Genomic DNA, 10,611 nt, shown 5'->3' on the forward strand with positions numbered 1-10,611 from the left:
CTGGCGGCCTGGACGTCCACCTGCGCGCTCATGGAGCCGGCGGTGGCGTGGCTGAGTGCCTCGCCGCGGCGCGATCGGCCGATGGCGGCGGCGATGGTGGGTGTCGTCGTCTGGGTACTGGGGCTGGTGCCGCTGCTCACCCTCGGAATGCCCGGGCGCTGGCAGCTGCCGGTGGCCGGAGGCATGGGCCTGTTCGAGGCCCTCAACCGCGGCGTGGCGGCGGTGGTGCTGCCGCTGGTGGGGCTCGGCGTCGCGCTCTACGCTGGCTGGGTGCTCTCGCCGGAGAGCGTGCGCATCGCGCTACGCCGCGGGGCGGCGGCGCCGGTGTGGCGTTTTTTGGTAAGGTTTGTGGCGCCCGCGGCGCTGGTGGTGATCGGCGTGGAAGCCAGCGGGTTCCGGGTCGGCTGAATCAGAACAGGGGAGGACAATGACGACGGTCTCGCGCTCCGCGATGGTCCCGTATTCCGCACAGGCGATGTTCGAGCTGGTGGACGACGTCAACGCCTACCAGCGATTTCTCCCGTGGGTGAAGTCGAGCCGCGAGCTCTATCGCGACGAGGATACGGTCGAGGCCACGCTGGTCTTCTCCAAGGGGGGCTTTGAGAAGTCCTTCACCACCCGCAACCGGCGCCAGCCGGGCAAGATGATCGAGCTGCGCCTGGTCGAGGGCCCGTTCCGTCACCTTCAGGGCTACTGGCAGTTCCGCGATCTCGACGAGAACGCCTGTCGGGTGTCGCTGGAGCTGGAGTTCGAGTTCTCCTCACGGCTGCTCGGCATGGCCTTCGGGCGGGTGTTCACCCAGGTCGCCAACACGCTGGTGGAATCCTTCGTCCAGCGGGCCCGCGAGGTCTATGGCGACGCGTGAGGGGGCGGCCCCGGGGCGGCTGCGTGTGGAGGTCGCCTATGCCCGGCCCGACGTGCAGGTGCTGATTCCGGTGACGCTGCCGTCCCCGGCGACTGCCGGAGATGCGATCGAGGCCTCCGGGGTCCGTGCGCGTTTTCCCGAGATCGATCTTGCGCGCCAGACGGTGGGGGTGTTCGCCACACCGGTGGCACTGGATCACGCGCTGCACGACGGCGACCGTGTGGAGATCTACCGGGCGCTGCAGGTGGATCCGAAGGAGATGCGGCGCCGGCGGGCCGGCGCGCGGCGATGACCGGGCTCAGCTCCCGCTGTTGAGCGGATTACCGGGCTCGATGTAGGCCCCCTCGGCGTGGGTGAGTCCGTTGTCGTCGAAATACAACGTCAGCCGCTTCTCGCTCCGCTCGTCGAACCCGTCGCCCCGTGGGAGGTAGGAGTAGACGTAGTCCCAGCGGTCGGCGTGGAAGGGATCGTCGATGCTGGGGGTGCCCATGAGGAATCGGACCTGCTCGCGGCTCATCCCCGGGCGCAGCTGGGCGACGTCCTCCTTGGCGATCACCGTTCCCTGCTGGAGATCCGGCTGGTAGACGATCGGCAGATCGCTGACGCTGCAGCCGCCAAGCAGCAAGGCGCTAATGTATACTATTGGCAATACGCGCACGGTTGCCGTCCTCAATCTCAGGCAGTGACGAGCGCGCATCATAACTCAGCCACCGCTACATTGACACGAGCGCATCGGGAGGCGTTTTGGAGTCCAAAGACTTGCGCAAGGCCGGCCTCAAGGTAACCCTGCCGCGGGTGAAGATCCTCGAGATCCTCGAGGGCAACCGCGAGGAGCACCTCTCCGCCGAGGACGTCTACCGGCATCTGATGAACGCCGGGGCGGACATCGGACTGGCCACCGTCTATCGCGTACTCACGCAGTTCGAGGCCGCGGGCATCGTCAAACGGCACAACTTCGAGGGCAATCAGGCGGTCTTCGAGCTGGACGAGGGCAGCCACCACGACCACATGGTCTGCGTGGAGTGCGGTCAGATCCAGGAGTTCGTCGACGAGACCATCGAGGAGCGCCAGAAGGCGGTCGCCCGGGAGCATGACTTCGAGCTCACCGACCACTCGCTGATCCTCTACGGCCGCTGCGCGCAGTGCCGGGAGGCGGCGCAGGGGTAGAACCCCGCCCCGCGGTGGGGCGTTCGCACGGCCGCGGACGTTCCGCCGTGTTGCCCGGGGCGCCCCCGTGTGTCGGTGCACGTGGGGCTCAGGCGCTCGCGCGCTCGAGCATCTCGCGGGCGTGGTTGAGCGTGTTTTCGGTGATCTCCACCCCGCCCAGCATCCGCGCGATCTCGCGGGTGCGCTCCTCGGGCTCGAGAATAGTGATATGGGTGCGCGTGCGCCCGTCGTCCATGTCCTTTTGCACCTGCAGCTGGTGATGCGCCTGGGCCGCCACCTGGGGCAGGTGTGTTATGCACAGCACCTGCGCACCGGCGCCGAGCTCGCGGAGCTTGCGACCCACCACTTCCGCCACCGCGCCGCCGAGGCCGGTGTCCGCCTCGTCGAAGACCATCGTGGGGATGCGACTGACGTCCGCCGTCGCCACGGCCAGCGCCAGGCCGATACGTGAGAGCTCGCCGCCGGAGGCCACCCGCTGTAGGGGGCCGAAGGGCTGGTCCGGGTTGGTGCGCACGGTGAAGGCGATTTCGTCCAGGCCGTGGGCGGACGGCGTGGCGTCGGCGTCGTGGCCCACGTCCACCACCATCTCCGCGGCGGCCATGCCGAGCTCGCCGATCAAGCCGTTGATGCGCCCGGCCAGCGTCCCCGCGGCGTCCGCCCGGTGACCGGACAGCGCCGCGGCGGCCTCGCGGTAGGCGGTGTCGGCCTCGGCCAGCTCGCGGTCGAGCTCGGCGAGCCGGGTCTCGGCGTTCTCCAGCCCGGCGAGCTCCTCGCGCAGGGCCTCCAGCCGCTCCGGCAGTTCCTCGGCGCGCACGCGGTGCTTGCGGGCGAGGTCCGTGAGGGTGGAGAGCCGCTGCTCGACCCACTCCAGGCGCTCCGGATCCACCTCCAGGCCGTCGAGGAAGTGGCGCAGCTCCTGGCAGCCCTCCTCGAGCTGGACCTGGGCATTGGCGAGCAGCTCCCGGGCGCCCTCGAGGCCCGGGTCGTTCAGCGAGTCGAGCTCGCGGGTGACCCCGCCGAGCTGGCCCTGGATGGCGTTATCGTCGTCGTAGAGCGCGGCGAGGGCGGCCTGGCAGGTCTCGATCAGGGTGCCCGCCGAGGCGAGCCGGCGCTGCTCCGCGTCCAGGGCGGTGATGTCCTCGGCGGTGGTCACCACCGCCTCCAGCTCCTCGACCTGGAAGCGCAGCAGCTCCAGGCGGTCGCCATAGTCCTCGCCCCCGCCCTCGAGCCGGCGCTTCTCATCGCGCAGGGTGCGCCAGTGACGGTGGGCCTCGCGCACGGTCTCGAGGGCGTCGGCGTAGCCGCCGAAGTCGTCCAGGATCTGACGCTGGACCTCGCGGCGCATCAGCGACTGGTGGGCGTGCTGGCCATGGATGTCCACGAGGTGGCGGCCCAGGCGTTCGAGCTGCTGCAGGGGCACGGGCCGGCCGTTGAGCCAGGCCTGGGAGCGGCCGCTGCGGTGGAGTACGCGGCGCAGCAGGCACTCGTCGTCCTCGGCCATGTCCTGTTCGTCGAGCCACGCCTTCGCCGCCGGGTTGTCCGCAACGTCGAACTGCACATTGATCTCTGTGCGGTCCGCGCCCTCGGGGATGAGCCCGCTGCCGGCGCGGTCGCCGAGACACAGGCCCAGGGCATCGAGGAGGATGGACTTGCCGGCGCCGGTCTCGCCGGTGAGTGCGGTCATGCCGCCGTCGAGCTCGATGTCGGCGCGGTCGACGATGGTGAAGTTGCGGATGTGGATGTGGCGTAGCATTCGCCTCCCGTCCTGATCCCTGCGCGTGCGGTCGCGACGCAGCCCTCAGGGTACATCAAACCGGGTGGCCGTCACCCCAGCGCAGCTTCGCCCGGAGGATGTCGAAGTACTGGTAGCCCGGCGGGTGGAGCAGGTGCACCGGGGCGTCGTGGCGGCGTATGTGTACGCTCGCGCCGGGCACGGGCTCGAGGTTTTTCTGGCTGTCGCAGCTCAGCCGGATCTGCGCCATCTGGGTGCCGGGCATGCGGATCTCGATGTGCGAGCCGGCACCGATGACCAGCGGGCGGTTCGACAGCGTATGTGGACATATGGGTACCAGCGCCATTGCGTCCACGTCCGGGTGGAGGATGGGGCCGCCGCCGGACATGGCGTAGGCGGTGGAACCCGTGGGGGTGGAGATGATCAGCCCGTCGGAGCGGTACTGGTTGCACAGCTGCCCGTCGATCCAGGTCTCGAACTCGATCATCCGCGCCGTGTGCCACTTGTGCAGGACAACGTCGTTGAGCGCGATCCCGGCATCGAGCACGCGGCCCTCGCCGTCGCGGAGCTCCGCGGAGAGCATCATGCGGTCGTCGGCGGTGTATTGCCCCTCCAGGACTTTGTCGATCTCTGCGAAGTCGCCGGGGGAGACGTCCACCAGGAAGCCAAGGCGCCCGCGGTTGACACCGAGGATCGGCACCTCGGAGCCGGCGACCTCGTGTGCCGCGGTCAGCAGGGTGCCGTCGCCGCCGATGGCGACGAGCAGGTCCACGCGCTCGGCGATGGGCGTCGTTCCCGTGCGCTCGCAGTCGGCGGCGACGTGGGCGGGAACGGTCCGGCCGTCGATGATGACGGTGCAGCCGCGGCCGTGGAGGTGGTCGGCGATGCGCTGGATCGTGTCGCTGACCCCGGCGTCGTCGGGCTTGCCGGTGAGTCCGATAGTGCTGAATACCTGCATGGGAGGCCTGTCGCGTGGATTGGCGCGACCGTAGCATGATCGCGGGGGCGGGCCAATGTGCGGCGATGGGCGCGTTGACAGCTCGTGCGGGCGTTGATAGCTTCGCTTAGCACTCTCGGCCCGGGAGTGCCAACTCGTGACCTCACTCGATTTGCCCCTTGCAGGGTCGAACGGAAGCGCATGGTCGGTCGGACGGGAGAAACGCAGCTCAACCCCCGCGCCCAGCGCCTGCTCAAGGCGCTCGTGGAGCTCTATATCCGCAGCGGTCAGCCGGTGGGGTCGCGCACGCTTACGCGCCAGTCGGGTCTGGATGTCAGCCCGGCGACGGTGCGCAACATCATGGCTGATCTGGAGGAGGCCGGGTTCATCTGCTCGCCGCACACCTCCGCCGGCCGGGTGCCCACCGATCTCGGCTACCGCTTCTTCGTGGACTCGCTGCTCACGGTCCAGCCCATGGACGCCTCCGATATGCGTCAGCTCAGCGTCCAGCTCGAGCGCGACGGCGGGACCTCGGAGCTCGTCGACAAGGCCTCGACGCTGCTCTCCGGGCTGACCCGGCTCGCCGGTGTGGTGACGCTGCCGCGGCGCAACGGCGGCACGCTCCGGCACGTGGAGTTCCTGCCGCTCTCGGAGCGCCGGGTGCTCGCCATACTCGTGCTCAACGACCACGACGTGCAGAACCGCGTCATCCACACCGAGCGTGAGTACTCCGCCGCCGAGCTCCAGCGCCTGAGCAACTACCTCAGCGCCGAGTACGCCGGGCGCGAGATCGGCTCGGTCCGCGAGCTGCTGCTGGAGCAGATGAAGGCGGACCGCGAGCAGATGAACTCGCTGATGACCTCCGTCATCGATGTGGCTCAGCGGCTGTTCGCCGACGAACAGGCCGACGACGAGGATTACGTGATCGCCGGCGAGACCAACCTGATGACCTTCGCCGAGCTTTCGGACGTGGACAAGCTCAAGGAGCTCTTCGATGCGTTCGAGCGCAAACGCGATATCCTGCACCTGCTCGACCGCTGTCTCTGTGCGGACGGCGTGCAGATCTTCATCGGCGAGGAGTCGGGCTACGAGATCTTCGACGGCGTCAGCCTCGTGACCTCCAGCTATCGCGCCGAGGGCGAGGTCCTGGGCGTGCTCGGCGTGATCGGGCCGACGCGGATGGACTATGACCGGGTGATCCCGATCGTCGACGTGACCGCGCGTCTGCTCGGCCACGCCTTGAATCCCAATTCCTGAACCCCAGCATAGGTCCCGGAGTGGGCCGTGAACGCATGGCCCGTCGGAATCGGGATACCTATCGTGACAGCACAGTCGTCCTGAACGGAGACACCATATGACAGAGGAAGAGCGCAACGAGTCCCAGGCGTCCACGTCCGCCGAGGCCGTGAGCGAGACGGAGACGGGCGCCGGGGCCCGGCCCGAGAGCGAAGGCGGGGGCGCCCCGACGGACGAGGTCGAGGCCCTGCGGACCCAGCTCGAGGAGGCGCAGGCGAAGGCCGAGGAAAACTGGAACCAGCTCCTGCGCGTGCGTGCCGAGATGGAGAACATCCGCCGGCGTTCCGAGCGGGACGTCGAGCAGGCTCGGCGCTACGGCGTGGAGAAGTTCGCCGGCGAGCTGCTCGCGGTGCGCGACAGCCTCGAGATGGGCGTCAACGCGGCCCAGGAAGAGGGCGCGGACGTGGAGAAGCTGCGCGAGGGCTCCGAGCTGACCCTGCGCATGCTCCAGCAGGCGATGGAGAAGTTCGACATCCAGGCGCTGGAGCCGACTGGCGAGAAGTTCGATCCCTCGCGTCACGAGGCCATGGCGGCGCAGGAATCCGGCGAGCACGAGCCGAACACGGTGCTGCAGGTGGTGCAGAAGGGCTATCTGCTCGGCGATCGTCTGCTCCGGCCGGCGATGGTGATCGTCTCCCGGGCGGCCTCGGGCGGCGGCCAGGGCGATCAGGTCGACGAGCAGGCTTGAAACACGACGGTACGACCTCACTTCAGGGCGTAGACCGAAAACAGACCGCTCCCGGGTGCCGGGGGTGACAGGAATCCGGAAGGAGTTGTTGCATTATGGGTAAGATCATCGGCATCGATCTGGGGACCACGAACTCGTGCGTCGCCGTCATGGAGGGCGGCCAGACCCGGGTCATCGAGAACGCAGAGGGCGAGCGCACCACGCCGTCCACCGTTGCGTTCACCGAGGACGGCGAGGTCCTCGTCGGCGCCGCCGCCAAGCGGCAGGCGGTCACCAACCCCGAGAACACCGTGTATGCGGCCAAGCGCCTGATCGGACGGCGCTTCGAGGAGGACGTCGTCCAGCGTGACGTCCGCGAGATGCCGTACAAGATCGTCAAGTCGGACAACGGTGACGCCTGGGTCGAGGTCCGTGACAAGAAGATGGCGCCGCCGGAGATCTCCGCGCGCGTGCTCCAGAAGATGAAGAAGACCGCCGAGGACTACCTGGGCGAAGAGGTCACCGAGGCGGTGATCACCGTGCCGGCGTACTTCAACGACTCCCAGCGTCAGGCCACCAAGGATGCGGGCAAGATCGCCGGTCTCGAGGTCAAGCGCATCATCAACGAGCCCACCGCGGCGGCGCTCGCCTACGGCATGGACAAGAAGGGTGGTGACCGCAAGATCGCCGTCTACGACCTCGGTGGCGGTACCTTCGACATCTCCATCATCGAGATCGCCGAGGTCGAGGGCGAGCACCAGTTCGAGGTGCTTTCCACCAACGGCGACACGTTCCTCGGCGGCGAGGACTTCGACCGCGCGATCATCGATTACCTGATCGCCGAGTTCAAGAAGGACCAGGGCATCGACCTGGGCGGCGACCGGCTGGCGATGCAGCGCCTCAAGGAAGCCTCGGAGAAGGCGAAGATCGAGCTGTCCGCGAGCCAGCAGACGGAGATCAATCTCCCCTACATCACCGCGGACCAGACCGGGCCGAAGCACCTCAACCTGAAGCTGACCCGGGCGAAGCTCGAGTCGCTGGTCGAGGACATCGTCGAGCGTACCCTCGAGCCCTGCAAGACCGCGCTCAAGGACGCGGGCCAGTCCGCCTCCGACATCGACGACGTGATCCTCGTCGGCGGCCAGACGCGCATGCCCAAGGTCCAGGAGGCCGTGAAGGGCTTCTTCGGCAAGGATGCGCGCAAGGACGTCAACCCGGACGAGGCCGTCGCCATCGGTGCGGCGATCCAGGGCGGCGTGCTCGGCGGCGACGTCAAGGACGTGCTGCTGCTCGACGTCACCCCGCTGTCGCTCGGCATCGAGACCCTCGGCGGCGTGATGACCAAGCTCATCGAGAAGAACACCACCATCCCGACCAAGGCGAATCAGGTGTTCTCCACCGCCGAGGACAACCAGAACGCCGTGACGGTCCACGTCCTCCAGGGCGAGCGCGAGATGGCGAAGGACAACAAGTCCCTCGGCAAGTTCGACCTTCAGGACATCCCGCCGGCGCCCCGGGGTGTGCCGCAGATCGAGGTCACCTTCGACATCGACGCCAACGGCATCCTCAACGTCTCGGCCAAGGACAAGGGCACCGGCAAGGAGCAGTCCATCGTCATCAAGGCCTCCAGCGGCCTGAACGAGGACGAGATCGATCGCATGGTGCAGGACGCCGAGCAGCACGCCGAGGAGGACAAGAAGGCGCGCGAGCTCGTCGAGGCCCGCAATCAGGCCGACAATCTCATCCACGCGGCCCGCAAGTCCGTGAAGGACCTGGGCGAGAAGGTGACCGAGGATGAGAAGAACGAGGTCGAGAACGCGATCTCCGAGCTCGAGGAGGCCATGAAGGGCAGCGACAAGGAGGCGATCGAGTCCAAGACCCAGGCCCTGTCCGAGGTCTCCGGCAAGCTCGCCGAGCGGCTCTACCAGAACGAGGGCGAGCAGGGCGGCGAGACCGCCGGCGGCGAGCAGGCCTCTTCCGGCGGCCAGGGCACCTCGTCCAGTCAGGACGACGTGGTCGACGCCGAGTTCGAGGAGGTCAAGGACGACGAGCGCAAGTGATCCGGCACGGGGGCGCGTGGCGCGCCCCCGGCGGTTCTCACGGGCGCAGGGTGTGGCCGGCATCCTGCGCCTTTTCGTTCGCGGCGTGGGGTGAGCGGACCCTAACCGGTATACTCCCCGCCGGAGAGTGACCAGACACGAAACGGCCGAGTACAACGCAACCATGTCGAAACGCGACTACTACGAGGTCCTGGGCGTCTCGCGCAACGCCTCGGACGGCGACATCAAGAAGGCGTACCGCCGCATGGCGATGAAGTATCACCCGGACCGCAATCCGGGTGACGAGGATGCGGAGGCGCGTTTCAAGGACGTCAAGGAGGCCTACGAGGTCCTTGGCGATTCGCAGAAGCGTGCGGCCTACGACCAGTTCGGCCACGCCGGCGTCGACCCGAATGCGGGTATGGGCGGCGGCGGCTTCGGCGGCGGGGGCGCCAGCTTCTCGGATATCTTCTCCGACGTCTTTGGCGATATCTTCGGCGGCGGCGGGGGTGGCGGCAGCCGCATGTTCCGCGGCGCCGACCTGCGCTACACCCTGGAGCTGGACCTCGAGGACGCGGTCTTCGGCACCGAGACGGAGATCGAGGTGCCGACCCTCACCGAGTGCGAGGCGTGCAGCGGCAGTGGCTCCGCGCCGGGCACCCAGCCCGAGACCTGTCCGACCTGTAACGGTCACGGCGACGTGCGCGTGCAGCAGGGTTTCTTCTCCATCCAGCAGACCTGCCCGCGCTGCCGCGGTGCCGGCAAGGTGATCACCGATCCCTGCAAGAGCTGCGGCGGCAAGGGGCGCGTGCAGGAGTCCAAGACCCTGTCCGTGCGCATCCCCGCCGGTGTCGACAGCGGCGACCGCATCCGCCTCAACGGCGAGGGCGAGCCCGGCGAGAACGGCGGTCCGCCCGGCGATCTCTACGTCCAGGTGGCGGTCAAGCCGCATCCGATCTTCAAGCGCGACGGTGCGGACCTGCGCTGCGACATCCCCGTGGCCATGCCCACGGCGGCGCTGGGCGGTGAGCTGGAGGTACCTACCCTGGACGGCCGGGTGAACCTGCGCGTGCCCGCCGGCACCCAGTCGGGCAAGACCTTCCGGATCCGCGGCAAGGGCGTGAAGCCCGTGCGCGGCGGTCCCGCGGGGGACCTGCTCTGCCGGGTGAACGTGGAGACGCCGGTCAACCTCACCGCCCGCCAGCGCGAGCTGCTCGAGGAGCTCGCCGAGACCCTGGAACATGGTGGTGAGAAGCACAATCCCCGCGGCAGCTCCTGGCTGGACTCGGTGAAGTCCTTCTTCGAGAACATGCGCTTCTAGCGCCGGACCGGAGGGAACGTCATGACACGGATCGGCATCGTCGGCGCCGCCGGGCGCATGGGGCGGAACCTGATTCAGGCCACGATCGACCGCGAGGACCTGACCCTGGCGGCGGCGGTGGACCGGCCGGGCAGCAGCCTGATCGGTACCGACGCCGGCGAGCTCATCGGCGCCGGCCGCCTCGGCGTGACCCTCGGCGACGACCTCGCCGTGGTGGCGGACCGCTTCGACGTGCTCATCGACTTCACCCTGCCCGAGGCCACTGACGCCAACCTCGCGATCTGCCGCGACGCCGGCCGGGCGATGGTGATCGGCACCACCGGGCATTCGGAGGCGCAGCGCGGGCGCATCCGCGAGACCGCGGCGGAGATCCCGGTGATGTACGCGGCAAACTACAGCGCCGGCGTGACCCTGTGTCTGCGCCTCGTCGACATGGCGGCGCGGGCGCTCGGCGACGACTTCGACACCGAGGTCATTGAGGCCCATCACCGCCACAAGGTGGATGCCCCCTCGGGCACGGCGCTGCGTCTGGGCGAGGTGCTTGCCAATGCGCTGGACCGGGACCTCGACGAGTGCGCCGTCTACGG

The 10,611-nt window shown here is 68.5% G+C and carries 11 protein-coding genes and 1 pseudogene; 9 read left to right on the plus strand and 3 right to left on the minus strand.

Translation table 11 applies throughout. The annotated features are described in order from the left end of the window. The 3 genes and pseudogenes from G7A99_RS12020 to G7A99_RS12030 form a co-directional block, all read left to right on the plus strand. Positions 1-408, plus strand: a pseudogene (locus G7A99_RS12020) (hypothetical protein); the annotation flags it as partial. A 19-nt stretch (positions 409-427) separates the two neighbouring features. Then, the gene (locus G7A99_RS12025; RefSeq protein WP_163140448.1) at positions 428-865 is read left to right on the plus strand and encodes a type II toxin-antitoxin system RatA family toxin; all 438 of its coding nucleotides are present in this window, start codon (positions 428-430) and stop codon (positions 863-865) included. After that, entirely contained in the window at positions 852-1,157 is a 306-nt protein-coding gene (locus G7A99_RS12030) for an RnfH family protein (protein WP_163140450.1), read from the plus strand. Before G7A99_RS12025 ends, G7A99_RS12030 begins: the two co-directional genes overlap by 14 nt. A gap of 6 nt (positions 1,158-1,163) precedes the next feature. On the opposite strand, the gene G7A99_RS12035 is transcribed toward G7A99_RS12030, so the two are convergent. Beyond that, positions 1,164-1,523: an outer membrane protein assembly factor BamE gene (locus tag G7A99_RS12035; RefSeq protein WP_240466258.1), complete on the minus strand. Its 360-nt coding sequence runs from the start codon at positions 1,521-1,523 to the stop codon at positions 1,164-1,166. A gap of 86 nt (positions 1,524-1,609) precedes the next feature. Between G7A99_RS12035 and fur the strand changes: the two genes are divergently transcribed. Further along, entirely contained in the window at positions 1,610-2,032 is a 423-nt protein-coding gene (gene fur, locus G7A99_RS12040) for a ferric iron uptake transcriptional regulator (RefSeq protein ID WP_163140454.1), read from the plus strand. Positions 2,033-2,120: 88 nt separating this feature from the next. On the opposite strand, the gene recN is transcribed toward fur, so the two are convergent. Continuing rightward, positions 2,121-3,785 carry a DNA repair protein RecN gene (recN, locus tag G7A99_RS12045; RefSeq protein WP_163140456.1) on the minus strand — a complete coding sequence of 555 codons (1,665 nt, stop codon included), beginning with the start codon at positions 3,783-3,785 and terminating at the stop codon, positions 2,121-2,123. 55 nt (positions 3,786-3,840) lie between these two features. Next, on the minus strand, positions 3,841-4,722 hold the full coding sequence (locus G7A99_RS12050) for an NAD(+) kinase (RefSeq protein ID WP_163140458.1): 882 nt from the start codon (positions 4,720-4,722) through the stop codon (positions 3,841-3,843). 180 nt (positions 4,723-4,902) lie between these two features. On the opposite strand from G7A99_RS12050, the gene hrcA reads away from it, so the two are divergent. The 5 genes from hrcA to dapB all read left to right on the plus strand — a co-directional run. Next, on the plus strand, positions 4,903-5,958 hold the full coding sequence (gene hrcA, locus G7A99_RS12055) for a heat-inducible transcriptional repressor HrcA (protein ID WP_163140459.1): 1,056 nt from the start codon (positions 4,903-4,905) through the stop codon (positions 5,956-5,958). A gap of 97 nt (positions 5,959-6,055) precedes the next feature. Continuing rightward, positions 6,056-6,685, plus strand: a complete 630-nt coding sequence (gene grpE, locus G7A99_RS12060) for a nucleotide exchange factor GrpE (RefSeq protein WP_163140462.1) — start codon at positions 6,056-6,058, stop codon at positions 6,683-6,685. A gap of 95 nt (positions 6,686-6,780) precedes the next feature. Next, positions 6,781-8,724 carry a molecular chaperone DnaK gene (gene dnaK, locus G7A99_RS12065; protein WP_163140464.1) on the plus strand — a complete coding sequence of 648 codons (1,944 nt, stop codon included), beginning with the start codon at positions 6,781-6,783 and terminating at the stop codon, positions 8,722-8,724. A gap of 163 nt (positions 8,725-8,887) precedes the next feature. After that, complete coding sequence (gene dnaJ / locus G7A99_RS12070; protein ID WP_163140466.1) at positions 8,888-10,024, plus strand: molecular chaperone DnaJ; 1,137 nt, start codon at positions 8,888-8,890, stop codon at positions 10,022-10,024. 21 nt (positions 10,025-10,045) lie between these two features. After that, positions 10,046-10,611 (plus strand): 4-hydroxy-tetrahydrodipicolinate reductase (gene dapB, locus G7A99_RS12075; RefSeq protein WP_163140468.1); only part of this gene is annotated, 566 nt, incomplete at its 3' end.

The sequence above is a fragment of the Arhodomonas sp. KWT genome, assembly GCF_010993615.1.

Bases quoted from the DNA above. Each gene is read 5' to 3' on its own strand.
- G7A99_RS12025 (WP_163140448.1), top strand. From the start codon at position 428: ATGACGACGGTCTCGCGCTCCGCGATGGTCCCGTATTCCGCACAGGCG.
- recN (WP_163140456.1), bottom strand. From the start codon at position 3,785: ATGCTACGCCACATCCACATCCGCAACTTCACCATCGTCGACCGCGCC.
- grpE (WP_163140462.1), top strand. From the start codon at position 6,056: ATGACAGAGGAAGAGCGCAACGAGTCCCAGGCGTCCACGTCCGCCGAG.
- dnaJ (WP_163140466.1), top strand. From the start codon at position 8,888: ATGTCGAAACGCGACTACTACGAGGTCCTGGGCGTCTCGCGCAACGCC.
- dnaK (WP_163140464.1), top strand. From the start codon at position 6,781: ATGGGTAAGATCATCGGCATCGATCTGGGGACCACGAACTCGTGCGTC.
- G7A99_RS12050 (WP_163140458.1), bottom strand. From the start codon at position 4,722: ATGCAGGTATTCAGCACTATCGGACTCACCGGCAAGCCCGACGACGCC.
- hrcA (WP_163140459.1), top strand. From the start codon at position 4,903: ATGGTCGGTCGGACGGGAGAAACGCAGCTCAACCCCCGCGCCCAGCGC.
- G7A99_RS12030 (WP_163140450.1), top strand. From the start codon at position 852: ATGGCGACGCGTGAGGGGGCGGCCCCGGGGCGGCTGCGTGTGGAGGTC.